Origin of the sequence: Steroidobacter denitrificans (assembly GCF_001579945.1) — a bacterium.
Taxonomy (GTDB): Bacteria; Pseudomonadota; Gammaproteobacteria; order Steroidobacterales; family Steroidobacteraceae; genus Steroidobacter; species Steroidobacter denitrificans.
Window position 1 is genome coordinate 1,049,716 of sequence record NZ_CP011971.1, and the last position, 16,433, is coordinate 1,066,148.

Annotated in this window: 16 protein-coding genes; 10 read left to right on the forward strand and 6 right to left on the reverse strand. The window is 63.8% G+C overall.

What is annotated here, in order from left to right:
• Nucleotides 1-68 precede the first annotated feature (68 nt).
• From rlmB to ACG33_RS15630, 8 genes are all read left to right on the forward strand, one after another.
• Nucleotides 69-830 (forward strand): 23S rRNA (guanosine(2251)-2'-O)-methyltransferase RlmB, encoded by a 762-nt coding sequence (rlmB, locus tag ACG33_RS04555; protein ID WP_066919079.1) that lies wholly within the window; start codon nucleotides 69-71, stop codon nucleotides 828-830.
• Between the two features lie 200 nt (nucleotides 831-1,030).
• On the forward strand, nucleotides 1,031-1,411 hold the full coding sequence (rpsF, locus tag ACG33_RS04560; protein WP_066919082.1) for a 30S ribosomal protein S6: 381 nt from the start codon (nucleotides 1,031-1,033) through the stop codon (nucleotides 1,409-1,411).
• 24 nt (nucleotides 1,412-1,435) lie between these two features.
• Nucleotides 1,436-1,660 (forward strand): 30S ribosomal protein S18, encoded by a 225-nt coding sequence (gene rpsR / locus ACG33_RS04565; protein WP_066919084.1) that lies wholly within the window; start codon nucleotides 1,436-1,438, stop codon nucleotides 1,658-1,660.
• Nucleotides 1,661-1,702: 42 nt separating this feature from the next.
• Nucleotides 1,703-2,605, forward strand: coding sequence for a hypothetical protein (locus tag ACG33_RS04570; RefSeq protein WP_066919086.1), 903 nt, complete (start codon nucleotides 1,703-1,705; stop codon nucleotides 2,603-2,605).
• Between the two features lie 112 nt (nucleotides 2,606-2,717).
• A complete protein-coding gene (rplI, locus tag ACG33_RS04575) occupies nucleotides 2,718-3,167 on the forward strand; it encodes a 50S ribosomal protein L9 (RefSeq protein WP_066919088.1) in 450 nt (149 codons plus the stop codon).
• A 38-nt stretch (nucleotides 3,168-3,205) separates the two neighbouring features.
• Nucleotides 3,206-4,627: a replicative DNA helicase gene (gene dnaB, locus ACG33_RS04580; protein WP_066919090.1), complete on the forward strand. Its 1,422-nt coding sequence runs from the start codon at nucleotides 3,206-3,208 to the stop codon at nucleotides 4,625-4,627.
• On the forward strand, nucleotides 4,611-5,888 hold the full coding sequence (alr, locus tag ACG33_RS16315; RefSeq protein ID WP_210399173.1) for an alanine racemase: 1,278 nt from the start codon (nucleotides 4,611-4,613) through the stop codon (nucleotides 5,886-5,888). Before dnaB ends, alr begins: the two co-directional genes overlap by 17 nt.
• Nucleotides 5,885-6,052, forward strand: coding sequence for a ribbon-helix-helix domain-containing protein (locus tag ACG33_RS15630; RefSeq protein ID WP_083536451.1), 168 nt, complete (start codon nucleotides 5,885-5,887; stop codon nucleotides 6,050-6,052). Before alr ends, ACG33_RS15630 begins: the two co-directional genes overlap by 4 nt.
• A 44-nt stretch (nucleotides 6,053-6,096) precedes the next feature.
• Here the strand turns inward: ACG33_RS15630 and ACG33_RS04590 are convergent, their stop codons facing one another.
• From ACG33_RS04590 to ACG33_RS04600, 3 genes are all read right to left on the reverse strand, one after another.
• On the reverse strand, nucleotides 6,097-6,831 hold the full coding sequence (locus ACG33_RS04590) for an FHA domain-containing protein (RefSeq protein WP_066919094.1): 735 nt from the start codon (nucleotides 6,829-6,831) through the stop codon (nucleotides 6,097-6,099).
• 106 nt (nucleotides 6,832-6,937) lie between these two features.
• Entirely contained in the window at nucleotides 6,938-7,765 is an 828-nt protein-coding gene (locus ACG33_RS04595; RefSeq protein ID WP_066919096.1) for a Stp1/IreP family PP2C-type Ser/Thr phosphatase, read from the reverse strand.
• A gap of 73 nt (nucleotides 7,766-7,838) precedes the next feature.
• Complete coding sequence (locus ACG33_RS04600) at nucleotides 7,839-10,562, reverse strand: CHASE2 domain-containing serine/threonine-protein kinase (RefSeq protein WP_066919098.1); 2,724 nt, start codon at nucleotides 10,560-10,562, stop codon at nucleotides 7,839-7,841.
• 133 nt (nucleotides 10,563-10,695) lie between these two features.
• Between ACG33_RS04600 and radA the strand changes: the two genes are divergently transcribed.
• Entirely contained in the window at nucleotides 10,696-12,057 is a 1,362-nt protein-coding gene (gene radA / locus ACG33_RS04605; RefSeq protein WP_066919100.1) for a DNA repair protein RadA, read from the forward strand.
• 49 nt (nucleotides 12,058-12,106) lie between these two features.
• Here radA and ACG33_RS04610 read toward each other — a convergent pair whose 3' ends face one another.
• Nucleotides 12,107-12,538, reverse strand: coding sequence for a DUF6941 family protein (locus tag ACG33_RS04610; RefSeq protein ID WP_066919102.1), 432 nt, complete (start codon nucleotides 12,536-12,538; stop codon nucleotides 12,107-12,109).
• Entirely contained in the window at nucleotides 12,535-12,924 is a 390-nt protein-coding gene (locus ACG33_RS04615; RefSeq protein ID WP_066919104.1) for a helix-turn-helix domain-containing protein, read from the reverse strand. The genes ACG33_RS04610 and ACG33_RS04615 overlap by 4 nt, the downstream gene beginning before the upstream one ends.
• A 695-nt stretch (nucleotides 12,925-13,619) precedes the next feature.
• Between ACG33_RS04615 and ACG33_RS04625 the strand changes: the two genes are divergently transcribed.
• Nucleotides 13,620-15,518, forward strand: coding sequence for a SurA N-terminal domain-containing protein (locus ACG33_RS04625; RefSeq protein WP_066919108.1), 1,899 nt, complete (start codon nucleotides 13,620-13,622; stop codon nucleotides 15,516-15,518).
• A gap of 110 nt (nucleotides 15,519-15,628) precedes the next feature.
• Here ACG33_RS04625 and ACG33_RS04630 read toward each other — a convergent pair whose 3' ends face one another.
• Nucleotides 15,629-16,417, reverse strand: a complete 789-nt coding sequence (locus tag ACG33_RS04630; protein ID WP_066919110.1) for an enoyl-ACP reductase FabI — start codon at nucleotides 16,415-16,417, stop codon at nucleotides 15,629-15,631.
• Nucleotides 16,418-16,433 lie beyond the last annotated feature (16 nt).

Below are 16,433 nucleotides of genomic sequence, written 5' to 3' on the forward strand. Positions count from 1 at the left end.
GGCGGCCCGATCAACAGCCTGATCAGCAGCCTGGCGGGCTGCGGCCCGTCGGCATGCAAGCACATACTATGAGCGATCAGACGATCGTGTTCGGCATACACGCCGTACGCACCCTGCTGCAGCGCCGGCCGGAACGTGCCGCCAGGCTGATGCTGCAGAAAGGCAGGCAGGATGCACGTGTGAATGCATTGCTGACCCTGGCCCAGAGCGCCGGCGTCGATACCCGTTACTGCGACACGCGTGAACTGGATCGATTGGCCGGCCATCAACGTCACCAGGGCGCCTGCCTGCAGGTTCATGCCATGGGCGCGTTGGGCGAGGGCGCGCTGGATGAATTGCTGGACCGGGCCGCGGCGGCACCCTTGCTGCTGGTGCTGGACGGTGTTCAGGATCCGCACAACCTCGGCGCCTGCCTGCGCACGGCCGATGCGGCCGGTGTCACCGCCGTGATCGTGCCGCGGGATCGTGCCGCCGGGCTGTCGCCTGCCGTACGCAAGGTGGCGTCCGGCGCCGCGGAAACGATGCCTCTGATCCAGGTCGTGAACCTGGCGCGCACGCTGCGCTGGCTCAAGGAGCGCGATATCTGGATCGTCGGCGCCGATGGTCAGGCCACGACCCGCGCCTATCAGGCCACTCTGGATGGCCCTCTGGCGCTGGTCCTGGGCGCCGAGGAGCAGGGACTGCGGCGCCTGACCCGGGAACAGTGCGATCTGCTGGTCGGCATCCCCATGCAGGGCGTGGTGGAGAGCCTGAATGTATCGGTAGCCAGCGGGATCCTGCTGTACGAGGCCGTGCGCCAGCGCGAGACGGCCGCGGCGAGGAGACGCTGACGCCGATCTTGCCAGGCCGATCCGCCGAACCCGTTCGCCCCTGTATTTGCATGATCGGGTATTTGCATGACCGGGCTGCCTTCCGCTAACATGCGCGGCCCGCCGCAGGTATCTGCGGCGTTTTTCCCATCTCCTTGCCTCACTGCGGCCTTCCGGCTACCGGGAAGGACCGACGGGAGGCATTTCCACGAGGAGCGAGTGTGAGACATTACGAGATCGTGTTCCTGGTTCATCCGGACCAGAGCGAACAGGTTCCGGCCATGCTGGAGCGCTACAAGGGCCTGGTCACCGCCGGCAACGGCACGGTGCATCGACTCGAGGACTGGGGCCGGCGCCAGCTGGCGTTCCCGATCACCAAGGTCCATAAGGCCCATTACGTCCTGATGAACATCGAGTGCGACGGCAAGACTCTGAACGAGCTCACCGGCAGCTTCCGTTTCAGCGATGCCGTGTTGCGCCATCTGGTCATCAAGATGGATACCGCCGTGACCGAGCCTTCGCCGATGGCGAAGGGCGAGGAAGAGCGCGATGAGCGCTTCGTCGACGATGGCGATGACGATTCGGCGTCGCAGTCCGCGTAATTCTTGGCACGAGAGGTTGTAGCCATGGCCCGTTTTTTCCGCCGTCGTAAATTCTGCCGCTTCACTGCCGAAGGCATTGAAAGAATCGACTACAAGGATCTCGGCATCCTCAAGAGCTATATCACCGAAACCGGCAAGATCGTTCCGAGCCGGATCACCGGCACCAAGTCGCATTATCAGCGCCAGCTCGCGATCGCGGTGAAGCGCGCCCGCTACCTGGCGCTGCTGCCGTATACCGATCAGCACTGATCGGCCCGAGGTCTGCGCCGCGCTCGCGCCGCGCAGGACCGTATGCACCGCGCCATTGCTGCCTGGTTGACCACGCATCCCTGGCGCGCCGCCTGCGCCGGTGCGATCTGCGGCGCCCTGTCGCCGCAGATGATGCTGCCGTTCATGATTCTTGCCGGTGCGATTCCGGTACTGGCGGCATTGCGTTTCGATGCCAGAACCGCCCTGGGCATTGCCGCGACCGGTGCCGCGGCGGCGGCCTGGGTCGTCTTCTCGGCAAGCCAGCCGCTGTGGTGGATTCTGGCCGGGATCCTGGTGCTGTTCTTCAGCCCGGCGCTGCTGGCCTTGCTGCTGAAGCGTACCGGCTCGATGAATTTGTGCTTTCAAGTGGCGGTGCTGGGTAGCGCGGGCCTGCTGATCATGGTCTATCTTGCGCTGGCCGATCCGGTGGCGGTGTGGACCGAACTGTTGCTGCAGGTGCTCGATTCCATGGCGGCCGCAGGCTTGCGGATCGAGGGCGATCGTACGGCGCTCGTACAGGTCTGGGCACGGACCATGTGGGGTGCGTTGGCGGCGCTGACGCTGGCCATGACCTTGGGGGGATTGTTTCTCGGCCGCTGGTGGCAATCCCTGCTGCAGGCGCCGGGCGAGTTCGGCCGCGAATATCGGCAGCTGCGCCTGGGGCTGACGCTCGGGGCGATCATCACGGGCGTATTCATCCTGGCCCTGACGACGGAGAGCCCGCTGGCGGCCTCCCTGGCCTGGATCGCCTTCGTGTCGCTGGCCTTCCAGGGGTTGGCCGCAGCGCATCGCAGCAAGGCCGGGGGACGCCTGAATCGGGGCTGGCTGGCGGCGATCTATGTGCTGCTGATCGTGCCCTTGTCGATGTCCATTACGGTGTTTGTGCTTGCGATCTGGGGATACGCCGATAATTGGCTGCGGCCGCGGCCCGGGACAAGCCATTGAACTGCATTATGATCGAGACTGCTTGCGTCTTGATGAATAATGCAGATCATGGGTCGGAAAGGTTCGAGCAATGCTGTTCGCAGCCTAATGAATCGTTCAGATAAGGTGTGTCATGGAAATCATTCTTTTGCAGAAAGTGGCCAATCTCGGCAGCATCGGCGACCGTGTCCAGGTGAAGTCCGGGTACGCCCGCAATTTTCTGTTGCCGCAGGGCAAGGCGACTCTGGCCACGGCCGACAACATCGCCAAATTCGAAGCGCGCCGTGCCGAGTTGGAGAAGATGGCGCTCGATGAGCTCAACGAAGCCCGTGGCCGTGCGGCCAAACTCACGAGCATCAAGCTGACACTCAGCGCCAAGACCGGCGGGGAAGGCAAGCTGTTCGGTTCGATCGGCGTCACCGACATCGTCGAGGCTCTCAAGCAGGCCGGCCATGAGGTGGAGCGTTCCGAAGTGCGTCTGCCGCTGGGGCCGATCCGCCAAACAGGCGAGCATGTCGTACAGCTGCATCTGCATACGGACGTGAATGTCGAGATTCCGGTCATCATCGCCGCTCAGGAGTAGTCCGGCACTCATCCGGCGCAACCGGCTCCATCGCGGCAATGGCCGAGACCGGCTACAAGGTGGCGACGGGCGCGCGGCGTGCTCGTGAGCAGGCTGCGATCGAGGGTATACGGGTACCGCCCCACTCCGTGGAGGCGGAACAGGCGGTGCTGGGCGGCCTGATGCTCGATAACCGGGCATTCGACGCCATCGCCGATCGTCTGTCCGCGGAAGACTTCTATCGCCGCGATCATCAGCTCATTTACGAAGGCATCGCCGAACTCGCCGCCCGGGGCGAGCCCTACGACGCCGTCACCTTGTCGGACTGGCTCGAGCGCAAGGGCCTGGGCGAGGAGGCGGGCGGACTGGCCTATCTTGCCAGCCTGGTACGCGATACACCCAGTGCGGCGAACGTACGTGCCTACGCCGACGCGGTCCGGGAACGCTCCACGCTGCGTCAGCTGATTCATATCGGCGGGGAAATAGCCGCCAGCGCCTACGATCCGGAAGGCCGCGAGGCCGGTGAAATTCTCGACGAGGCCGAGCGGCGTGTATTTCAGATCGCCGAGAACCGCAACAAGGCCGGCTCGGGTTTCGTGGCGCTGCGCGATGATTTGGGCGCGCTGATCGATCGTCTCGACAGCTTGAATGCCGCCAGCGGTGCGCTCACCGGAGTGAGCACCGGCTTCAACAGGTTGGATGAAATGACCTCCGGGCTGCAGCGCGGCGACCTGGTGGTGATCGCCGGCCGGCCGTCCATGGGCAAGACCAGCTTCGCCCTGAATATCGCCGAGAATGCGGCGTTCGGCCCGCCGCGGGCGAAGGTCGGCGTGTTCAGCATGGAAATGTCGCGCGAGCAGCTGGCGTTTCGCATGATTTCATCGCTGGGCAGGGTGGATCAAAGTCATCTGCGCACCGGCCAGTTCGGTGACGACGAGTGGTCGCGCATCAACACGGCGATCCAGATGATGAAAACCTCGTCGATCTATATCGACGACACCGGCGCGCTGACGCCCACCGAGGTGCGCGCGCGCGCGCGGCGCCTGAAGCGCGAACACGGCCTGGACCTGATCGTACTGGATTACCTGCAGTTGATGCAGGTGGCGGGCACGCGCGAAAATCGCGCCACCGAGATTTCCGAAATCTCGCGTTCCCTGAAGGCGCTGGCCAAGGAGCTGTCGATTCCCGTGATCGCGCTGTCGCAGCTCAACCGCAGCGTCGAGCAGCGCACCGACAAGCGGCCCGTCATGTCGGACCTTCGCGAAAGTGGCGCGATCGAGCAGGATGCGGATGTGATCATGATGATCTATCGCGATGAAGTGTACGATGCCAATACCACGCGCAAGGGCATTGCCGACATCATCATCACCAAGCAGCGCAACGGTCCGATCGGCGATGTGCAGCTGACCTTCCTGGGCAAATACACCAAGTTCGAGAACTACGCGCCCGAAACCGCCTATGGCGATGCGCCGTTCGGCTGATCGTTCCGGCTTTCCGGCGGTAACGATCGACGCGACGGCGCTGCGCGACAACCTGGCCGTCGTGCGTCGCCTGGCGCCGCGCTCGCGCATCGTGGCGGTGGTCAAGGCCAACGCTTACGGACATGGGCTGGTGCCGGTCGCCCGGGTGTTCGCCGGGGCCGATCCTCACGGCGCCGGCGATGAAGCCGGCCAGGGCGTCGGTCATGAAGTCGACCCTGGAGTCGGGCAGGGCGTCGACCGGAGTGCCGGCCAAGGTGCCGGCCGGGGTGTGACCCAGGATGTTACGTTGGGAGTCGCGCGGCTGGAAGAGGCGCTGGCGCTGCGCGAGGCCGGCATCGCGGCGCCCATCCTGCTGCTCGAAGGCGTGTTCTCGGCCGCACAGCTGCAATGCGCCGCACGGCATCGTGTCGAGATCGTGGTGCATTCCGGCGAACAGATCCACATGCTGGAGCAATTCACCGGCGCATATCGTTTCACGGCGTGGCTGAAACTCGATACCGGCATGAATCGCCTGGGTTTCAGGGTCGGGGAGTTGGCGGCGGCGCGCACGCGGTTGAGCGGTTGCGCTGCCGTGGCGGGCATGCGTCTGATGACTCACCTGGCGTGCGCCGATGAACCGGACAGCGCGCTCACGCGCGCGCAGATCGAGACCTTCGGCGCCGTTGTCGATGCACTGGGAGGCGATGCGCTGGGACTCGATGAGCCGGGAGCCGGGGCACCTGGGGCCGGCGCATCGAGACTGGAGCGCAGCATCGCCAACTCGGCCGGATTGATCGCCTGGCCGCAGACCCGGCTGGAGTGGGTGCGCCCGGGGTTGATGCTCTACGGTCTTTCACCGCTCGCCGGACGCAGCGCCGCCACCCTGGGACTGCGGCCGGCGATGACGCTGTCCACCCGGCTGATCGCCCTGCATCGGCTGGCGGCCGGCGAAACCGTCGGATACGGAGCGATCTGGCGGGCGCCGCAGCCGGTGTCGATCGGCATCGCCGCGATCGGCTACGGCGACGGCTATCCCCGCGGCATGCGCAATGGCGCGCCGGTGCGGGTCGATGGTCACGAGGCCAGGATCGTGGGCCGCGTTTCCATGGACATGTGCGCGATCGATGTCACGAGTGTGCCGGGGGTGCACATCGGCAGCGCCGTCACGTTGTGGGGCGAAGGTTTGCCGGCGGAGCAGGTCGCTCCCCATGCGGATACGATCACCTACGAGCTGGTGTGCCGGATCACCGAACGCGTGAAGCGGCAGTGGCAGGGGATATGACAAAGAGTGAGTCGATCCGCGATCTTGTCCGTCGCGAGCAGGAGCGCGCTGCCGAGGCTGAGGTCATCCGGCAAGCGCTGATCGAAGGGGAACGGAGCGGGGCGCCGCGGCACTTCGATTCCGCCGCCTTTATGCGGCGCAAGACCAAGCGGTATCGCGGCTGAAGCATGGCTGAATTTCGCCTCGGCCCGGCCGTCCGGGACGGGTCTCAGGCCTCGAAGAAACCCATCTTGACGCCGGCCAGCAGGATCACATCGTTGTCCTGGAGCTTGCGCGCCTGTTCGCCGATCGTGACGCCGTTGACCTGGGGATAGTCCTTGGGTTTGCCGCTGTCGACATGCACGATGAAAAACCCGTCGGCGCGCCGCGTGATCGCGGCGACCTGCACGCCGGGACGTCCCAGGGTGGTCAGTGCCTTGTTGAGCTCCAACTCGCGGCCGGCGAAGGCGCCGCTGAGCACCTGGAGCTTCGCCTTGGCCAGCGCCACCGGGGGTTCCGTTCCGGCATGCGAAGGCACGGCGGCCGATGAGCGGGCCGGCGCCGGACCGGAGGTTGCGCCGAAGCTCGAGGCCTTGTGTGCCGCGGCGGCGGCCACGGCCGAGCCCGGCGTGATCACCATGGTTTTTTCGAATTCGTCCGGCTCGTTCTCGCTACTGTCGGTGTCGATGAAGCGCAACTGGTGATGGCCGACGGTCACGACGTCGCCATGCTGCAGGGCATGCTTCTTGATGAGCTTGCCGTTGACATAGGTACCGTTGGTGCTGTTGAGGTCTTCCAGGAACGAGTCGTTGAGGATATTGATCACCAGAGAATGGTGGCCGCTCACTGCCGGATTATCGATACGGATATCGTTATCCGGCAGCCGGCCCACCGTGTAGCGTTCCTTGTTCATGTTGTATTCGGCCAGTACCTGACTGTCCAGGCTCAGAATCAACCGTGCCATGTCTCGTCCCCACTACTCGGATTCGATTGCCAAATCACCGCCGGCCGGCCAGCCGCGGCTGGACCCGGATGATCACGAACGGCCCGCGGAGTACCCCTGAGGTCCACTAGCCGAACCATCGCAAGATTCTGTCAACCACGCCATTCCGTGCTGCGAACGAGTCGACAACTTGGGCAAGAATGATCGAGACATTATCCCGACCGCCATTATCGTTCGATAATTGAATCAATTGCTTGGCGGCGATTTCAAGATTGGTGCCGAAGGTGCTCATGGTCAAGTGGATATCCTCGTCCTCCACCATGTCGGGCAGCCCGTCCGAACACAGGACGAAAAAATCGCCTTTCTGCACCCCTAGCTCGTGCACCTCGACATCGACGGTCGGCTCCACGCCCAGCGCCCGGGTCACGTAGTTCTTGTTGGTGGCGCGCTGGGCCTCGGCCTGGGAATAGAAGCCGCGGTCGACCAGTTCCTGGAGCAGGGAGTGATCCAGGGTCATCCGCTCGAAGCGGTTGGCGCGCAGACGGTACAGGCGCGAGTCGCCGACGTGTGCGGTGGCCACCTTGTTGTCGTAGAACAGACAAGCAACGATCGTGGTCCCCATGCCCTCGCATTGCGGCTGGGTTCGGGCGGTCTGGTAGATGATCTTATTGGCGCGCACGATCGCGTCGCGCAATACGATGGCGCAGCGCGCCAGTCCCGTCTCGGGATCGGCGCTGTTCATGTCCTGGTGCTCCATGGCTTCCTTGACCAGGCTCATGACGGTTTTCACCGCGATGCCGCTGGCGACTTCCCCGGCGTTGTAGCCGCCCATGCCGTCGGCGAGTACGAACAGACCGATGTCGGCATCCACGCCGATGGTGTCTTCGTTGTGATCGCGGACGCGCCCGACGTCGCTCAAGCCGACCGAGCGGATCTTGCCCCTCATGACCGACATGGACAGCCTCCCTGGCGAGCGGTGAGGCCGGGCGGCATACCCCTCCTGGTGCGGTATAGGGTGCGACGCCCTTTCATGGGATGAGCCATTCGTGCTTCGGCTCGTGTTGCGGCGCCATTGCGCCGGCGCATTCGCGCAAGGCGGCGCCGAACTCGGCGCAGTTCACATAGCGATCATCCGCGGACTTGGCCAGTACCCGGGCAAAGATCGAATCGATGCACTCCGGCAATTCCGGTTGCAGTACCCGTATCGGCGCATGCGGCTCGGTCGCGATCTTGTGCATCAGGCGCGGCATGGAATCGGCGCGAAACGGCAGCTGTCCGCACAGCAGCTGGTACAGGCTGATACCCAGCGAGAACTGATCCGAACGTCCATCGATGCTGCGGCCTTCCAGTTGTTCCGGTGACATGAATGACGGGGTGCCCAGGACGATTCCGGTTTTGGTTCTGCTGACATCGGCCAGGCGTGCAATGCCGAAGTCGGTGATCTTCAATTCGTCGGTATCCGCATCGAACATTATATTAGCGGGTTTGATATCGCGGTGAATGACGTTCTGGCGGTGCGCATAGTGCAGTGCATCGGCAACCCTGGCGGCCAGTTGCATGACGCGCCGGGCGGGCAGCAGCTGCGCCGGCGCGGTGAAATGGCTCAGGTGCTGTCCGCGCAGGTATTCCATGGCGATGTAGGCGAGACCCTGATCCTCGCCGGCATCGTATACCGTGACGATGGCCGGATGATTCAGGCGGCCAGCCATTTCCGCTTCACGGAAAAAGCGGGCGCGAGCCTCCTCCAGATCATCCTCGGCGAACTCTTCGGCCAGCGGAATCGCCTTGATGGCGACCACCCGGTTGATGTGCGGGTCGCGCCCCAGGTAGACGGTGCCCATGGCGCCTTTGCCGAGCTCGCGTTCGATCTGGTACCGGCCCAGGGTACGCCCGCCGGAGCCGAGTGCATAGCGGTCGAACGGCGCCAGACTGTCTTCCGGCTCGTCCAGTGCGGGAATCGTGGTGGCCCAGGAGGAGGCGGCCGAGCCGGGATCGTTGCGGCCGATGCTTGCCGCTTCGCCATTGCCGCGTGTCTTCGAGGCAGCTCGACCGCCATTTTGCGCCAAGGCCGGCAGACCGGCCGGTCCTGGCCGCTCACCGCGCTCGACGTGGGTGCCGAAGTTTCCTGTCGGCCGGGCCAGGGGCTCCTCGCGGACCCGGCTCATGCGGTTCTTCAAGTCCCGGTAGTGCGGGTCGCGGCTGGCGATATAGGTATACACGGCAGAGGCTTTCGGGCGCTGCGCGCGCCGCTCGAAATCCAGTCCGAGCTGATACATGAGCTCCATCGTCGGGGCATCCAGCGGATAGCGCCGATAGGTCTCGAATGCCAGGTCGAGTTGCCCCTGGCGCTGGAAGGTCTGGCCCAGAGCGCGCAGGTTTGCCGCGGAATCCACCGCGTCCTTGGCATGGCGGATGTTTGCTCGCCGGAGCAGTTCGCTCACCAGGTAGGCGGCCAGGCCGGCCAGGGCAGCCGTGCAGGCCAGCATGAACTTGGCCCACAACTGTGCCGCGCCGAGCAGCCCCACCTCGGTGAGGGCCAGTACGGCGATCAGCAGGATCGTCGCCAGGGAACCCACGGCGGCGCCCATGGCAGGCAGGGCGAGGGCGGCGAAGGCGACGACCGCGGCCCCGGCGATCCATTCCGCCAGGACGATGGCGCTCGGGCGGGCATACAGGGTGCCGGACAGCAGGCTGGAGACCGTGCCGGCAATGATAAGTACCGGCGAGGAGGCCAGATTTTCATCGGTTCCGGCATACGGTGCGATATCCATCGGCAGGCGTTTGCTGGTGATGCCGATCAGCACGATCTTGTCACGCAGTTGCTCGGCCGGCACCTCGCCGGCCAGAACCTGCCAGTAGGGATACTGGCTGATCGCTCGTGAGCCGCTCTCGGGGAAGCGATGCGGGCGCAGCCGCAGGCCCGCCTCCAGGGGAACGTCGTGGCGGGCCAGTTGCAGCGTGTCGTCCACGAAACGCATCTCGTTTGGCGCCAGCCCCGTGGCGCGTGCCGCGATCGCAACGGCCAGCGAAGGCAGCAATACACTGCTGACGCGCGCCGCGGCCAGATCGGTGCGTACCTTGCCGTCGGCGTCCGCCGGCAAGTATCCGTGACCCACCGCGCCGGCGGCATTGGTGAAGATTGCTCCCGGCGCGCGCACGATCGCCGCGGCGGGAGCGGCTCGCGTCGGTGCGCTGCCGGCTTCCGGGAAGAAGCGTGTCGACAGATCGACGGGCTGGGTGCTGGGCTCGCCCACGCGCAATTCCACCGGCAGCACGACATTGCCGTGGGCGCCGATGAGCTTGGCCAGATGTGTATCGGGGTCGCGCCCGCGGCTGGGAGCGCCCAGCAGGCGGCGCAGTTGACGCGCCTGGTCGGAGGCCCCCAGATTGGAGGATTCCAGCAAGGCGAGCGCCGCGCGCAGACGTTCAGTCTCGCTGGTGCGCCAGGCATCGTCTATCGGCATGGTGAAGGCGACAACGCGGGCGTGTGCGCCGCGCAAGTGCTCCAGCAAGTCGGCGTGGACATCACGCGGCCAGGGCCACTCGCCCAGCGCCTCCAGGCTGGCATCGTCGATCGCGACGATGGCCACGTCCTGGGCTGGCTGGGTAGCCATCGTGGCCATCACCCGGTCGTACAGCCCGGTCTCCACCGACTCGCCGAGGGAGGGGAAGGCAATACGGCCGAAGGCGATGACCAGGGCTGCCGCCAAACCTCCGGGAATCCACGAAAAGCGCGCCAGTTTTACCGCCACGGCCGTACCGATATGTTAAGTCGGCGCGAGTATAGACGAACGTTCGGCCGTGAAATTGCAGCCGGCGTCACAGCTCGGAGTATCGCCTGCTTCCGACTTGCGATGGTTGCCGGATGCGTACACATAATGGCCGATGGCTGCCAAAACCAAATCCCGTGAAGTCTTCGTTTGCGATCAGTGCGGCAACGAAAGCCTGCAGTGGCAGGGGCTATGTCCCGCCTGCGGCGCGGGCGATGCTCTCAAGCGGGTCACGGTGGCGCGCGCCGCGCCGCCGCACCGGGCGCTGACGGCCGGCAGCGGGGAGCCGCGCCTGCTGTCGCAAGTCGCCGAACAGGATGAACCGCGCATTCCCACCGGGCTGGCCGAGCTCGACCGGGTGCTGGGGGGCGGACTGGTGCTGGGGTCGGTGACCTTGCTGGGCGGGGATCCGGGCATCGGCAAATCGACTCTGCTGCTGCAGGCCGGCGATACGCTCAGCCGCGCCACCCCCACCTTGTATGTCACGGGCGAGGAATCGCTGCGCCAGGTCAGTCTGCGGGCGCGGCGCCTGGAGGTTTCCGGGGAGCGTCTGCAGTTGCTGGCGGAAACCTCCGTGGAAACACTCCTGGAACAGGCGGTGCAGTCGGGCGCGCGCGTGCTGGTGATCGACTCGATTCAGACCATGTTCGCCGCCAACGTGGAGTCCTCGCCGGGCTCGGCCTCGCAGGTGCGCGAATCGGCGGCGGCGCTGGTGCGCTTCGCCAAAGCTTCCGGAGTGTCGGTGCTGATCATCGGCCATGTCACCAAGGAAGGAATCATCGCCGGTCCGCGCATCCTGGAGCATATGGTGGATACCGTGCTGTATTTCGAAAGTGACGCCGGCAGTCGCTACCGGCTGGTGCGTGCGGTGAAGAACCGCTTCGGCGCCGCCAACGAAGTCGGCGTGTTCGCCATGACCGAGCAGGGTCTGAAGGAAGTCAAGAATCCTTCCGCGATCTTCCTGTCGCAGCATGCGCAGCCGGTGGCGGGCAGTTCGGTCATGGTGGCGCGTGAAGGCAGCCGCCCCATGCTGATCGAGGTGCAGGCCCTCACGGATGAATCCCAGGGCATGAATCCGCGCCGCGTCGCCGTCGGTCTGGAAGCCAATCGGCTGGCGTTGCTGCTGGCGGTCCTGCATCGCCATGGCGGCATTTCCACAGCCGGGCGCGATGTGTTCCTGAACGTGGTGGGCGGCGTGCGTATTTCGGAAACGGCCGCCGATCTGCCGGCGGTGCTGGCCACCGTGTCCAGCGCGCGCGATAAACCTTTGGCAGGCCGTATCGTGTGTTTCGGCGAACTCGGTCTGGCGGGGGAAGTACGGCCGGTGCCCTACGGCGAGGAGCGCCTGCGCGAGGCGGCCAAGCATGGTTTCGAGCGGGCGATCGTGCCGGTCGCGAATGTCCCGCGCCGGCCGATCGAGGGCCTGGAGATCATCGGCGTGGAGCGCCTGACGGAAGCGCTGCACGGCGCATTCTGAAGTACAGGCGCACTTGGAAGCTGTTGCGCTGAATAGTGTGTGGAGATTGCTAAGAAGGTTGCGCAAGCTCGTTGACAGGCTTGATCGCGCTGATTGTCTTGCTGGCTAGCTCGATCCACTCGTTGCTGCCTTCATCCACACTAATCAACAAACGCCCCGGTTGCCTGACGGTAAGCGGCACAGCTGCAAATATGAGGACGCCATCGCTCATACCGGTAGGAGGCGCGTCGAACTTGGTTTCTACAAGTATTGGCTCGGCGTCCTCGTCCTGATCCGCGACTTCAATCTTGAACTTTGCAATTCCAGGGCGGGCATTCTTACGGGCGCGTCCTTGTAGCCAGAAGCTCAAGCGCAGATTCACCGGAAAGGCTGATACCAATATATCGCCAACATAGACGCCTATCAGAATCGCCTTTCCGTTATCCTCGCGACGAATATCATCACATACAAGAACTTCCCTGATTTCCAGGGGAATGCTCATCCGAGCTGCACCATCTTCCAGTTTCCGCCGTTGCTTTGTGCATCTTCGCCAGTGATCTTTGGGCTATTTCCCCAAGCAAACATTACTCTTGTTGGTGACTCGCGTAATTCCAAAGGCTCGATGCGGTGATCCAATTCGCTATTCATTGCCAAAAGAAGATCGCTGACGGTATCGAGCGTCCAATTACCAGGCCCGGAGAGCCAGCGCGTTATCTGCGCTGGATCTTTCCCCAGGCTCACGGCGAGATCTTTTTTCGTCAATCCTTCTTTCTCGGCTTTTTCGGCGAAGAAGGCCACGAGGGATTGAAACAGACGATTCTTGCATCGCTGTCTGAAGTAAAAGATTTCGCGCTCGCTCAGCGCACGTTTACCTGAAATATTTTCCATCGATCGCTCCTGTAACGAGATTCCTGGCGTCTGTATCCCGCATCGGATCGTAGGCTGGGAATAGGTGGCGCCAAGTTGTCTGCGCCACTTGCTTGACGTACTTCCACTGCGGTGTATTCCAACCCGGTAACTCATCTCTGGATGCAAAGTTGGTCGCCACAAAAACATCTTTAGCCGCGAACAGTCCTAGTGTTCTAATGCCCGGATCTGGCCGGATGATACGTATCTCCCAGACAGACTCTCTGATGGGGCTCAGCAAAAAAGATACTTGGGATCTAAGGTTCGGCTCGTCACGAACTCTCCCAGGTCGGCTTCCATTTGCGCATAACGCTCAATCTCTGCCGAGTCGGTTCTGTGCTTATTGATCGCGTCGAACACCTCCGCAGTCAGGTACATGAACCGCAACCTCGGCGCTCTTTTCGCTGACGGCACCAGTTGAAAGAGACGTCCTTCCTGCACCCTCCAAAATATGCTCTGAAAAATTGACATTAAAGTCAATCAGGTAATGATGAACGAGTGATGTGGTTCATACGGCCGGTACGGGTTCGTCCCGTCTCGATTGATCGTAAATAGTTTATCCCTGAATTACCCTCGAGAGTTGCCATGCCCTATGCTGACCGATCCAGTCGATATCTTGCGGCGGACTCCAAGGCGCCGGTCGCGGCCGTTCCTCAGCTACGTTAGACTGTCAGGCTATGCTGCAAAAGATTCGCGAAAAAATAACCGGGCTGGTGGCGTTCCTTTTCATCGGCCTGATCGCCGTGGTGTTCGTGTTCTGGGGTGTCGATTTCGGCGCCGGCGTGCAAAGCTATGCCGCCAAGGTCGATGGCGAGACGATTTCCGCGGACCTGGTGCGCCGGGCCTGGCAGCAGCGCCAGTCGCAGCTGCGGCAGGTGTTGCACGATGAGATTCCGGAGGAACTGCTGAAATCGCAGCAAGCCGCGCTGCTGGAACAGTTCATCCAGCAGAGCTTGCTGACGCAGCGCGCGCGGCAGTTCGGCTATCGCGTCAGCGACCAGGCGCTGGTCGAGCGTCTCAAGCAGGTGCCGGCCTTCCAGGTCGATGGCGAGTTTTCCAAGGACCGCTATCTGGCGCTGCTACGCTCCAGCGGTATGCATGAAACCCAGTTCGAAGCCGATCTGCAGTCGGAACTGCTCATCACCCAGTTGCAGGAGGGGATCGTCGAATCCTCGTTCGTGACACCGCAGGAATTGGACCGGCGCTATGCGCTCGAACAGCAGGCCCGCGAGGTGACCTATGCCCTGATTCCGGCCAGCGGATTCGCGCGCCAGGTCGAGATCGACGATGCACAGGTCGAGCGCTGGTATCAAGAGCATTCCGCCGATTATCTGCTGCCTGAAATGGTCGATCTGCAGTATCTGGAACTGACGCGCGCGCGGGCCGAGCAGGCCGTGGAGGTGACCGAGCAGGCTCTGCGCGAGTACTACCAGCAGGTCAAGGATCGCTACGAATCTCCCGAACAGCGTCATGGCCGGCATATCCTGATCACGGTCGATGACGGCGTGAGCGACGCGCAGGCGCGCGACAAGGCGCAGGAGCTCACCGCGCAGATCAAGAACGGCGCCGACTTCGCCGCCTTGGCCAAGGCGTATTCCAAGGATCCCGGCTCGGCGCAGCAAGGCGGCGATCTGGGCTGGGCACAGCGCGGCATGTTCGTGGGTCCGTTCGAGGATGCCTTGTTCGGCATGAGCGAAGGTGAAACCCGCGGTCCGATCAAGACGCAATTCGGCTATCACGTGCTGCAGCTCGAAGGCATCCGCCCCGGCAGCCTGCGCAGTTTCGAGGACGCTCGCGCGGAGGTCGAGGACGAGTATCGTAAGGAGCGTGCCCAGACGATTTTTTACGATGAGACCCAGAAGCTGGGTGACGAGGCGTTCGCCAGCCTGACCGAATTGGACTCGGTGGCGCAGTCGCTGGATCTGCCGTTGCAAACGCTCGAGGGCTTTACCCGTGAAGGCGGCGGCGAGTTCGACGCCAATCGTGACGTCATCGCGGCGGCATTCAGCGAGGAGGTGCTGGATCGCCGCGAAAACAGTCCGCTCATCACGATCGGCGAAGACCGTGCCCTGGTGTTGCGTGTGACCGGCCATACGCCGGCCACTCCGCGTCCGCTGGCACAGGTACAGGAGCAGATCCGTGCCACATTGAAGACTCAGCGCATGCGCGAACTGGCCAAGCAGCAGGGTGAGGATGCCGCGGGGCGTCTGCATCAGGGCGAGTCATGGGCGCAGGTCACCCATGCGCTGGGTGTCGATGCGATCGCCGCGCGTTTCGTGACGCGCGATGACAAGGTGATCCCGGGCGCGGTGCTCGCTGCCGCCTTCGCCGTGCCGACGGCACAGATCGGTACCGACAAGCCCTATATCGCCGGTGTGACCACCGATGAGGGTAACTATGCCGTGTATGCCGTCAGCCAGGCGCGTGCCGGCGACCCTGCCGCGGAATCCGAGCAGGAGCGCAGGGACCGCCGCCGGCGCGCCGAACGCCGGAACGGCAACCAGGAATTTTCCGCCTACCTGGCGCAGGCCGAGCGCCGCGCCAAGATCGTGCGCAACGACACGCTGTTCGACTGATGAGCCGGGAGATCCCCCTTCGGCTTGCCGGAAGAGGGTTGCTGCGAATGACAGGAGTGACGGGACTGCCTGAGGCGTGAGGAAAGCGTCGATGGCGTCCGCCGCCAGGCTCAGGACTCCGCCCCGACCGTCATGCCGACCGTGCTGTAGCCGTTGTCCACGTAGACGATCTCGCCGGTGATGCCGGAGGCGAGATCCGAGCACAGGAACGCGGCGGCATTGCCCACATCCTCGATGGTGACATTGCGCCGCAAGGGAGCCACCGCGGCCACATGGCCCAGGATTTTGCGAAATCCGCCGATGCCCGCAGCCGCCAGGGTGCGGATCGGGCCGGCCGAAATACCATTGATCCGGATTCCTCGCGGACCCAGATCGGAGGCCAGGAAACGCACGTTGGCTTCCAGGCTCGCCTTGGCCAGACCCATTACGTTGTAGCCCGGCAGGGAGCGCATCGCGCCGAGATAGCTCAAGGTCACCAAGGCGCCTTGGCGTCCCGCCATCAAGGGTTCGGCGGCCCTGGCGATCGCGGTCAGGCTGTAGCTGGAGATGTCATGCGCGATGCGAAAGTTCTCGCGTGTGGTGGACTCCATGAAGCCGCCGTGCAGCGCGTCCGAGGGTGCGAACGCCACGGCATGCACGACGATGTCCAGGCCGTCCCATATGCCGCGTAACTTGTCGAAGGCGCCGGCGATGCTCTCATCGCTGCCCACGTCCATCCCGAAGACCGCGCTCGAGCCGAACTCCTGGCCCAGGCGCTCGACCCGGTCCTTGAAACGTTCCTGGTAGCTGAACGCCAGTTCAGCGCCTTCGCGACGCATCGCCGCGGCGATGCCGTAGGCGATGGAGCGCTCCGAGGCCAGGCCAATGATCAGGGCGCGCTTACCGGCAAGAAATCCCATGAACTGCTCCGTATGG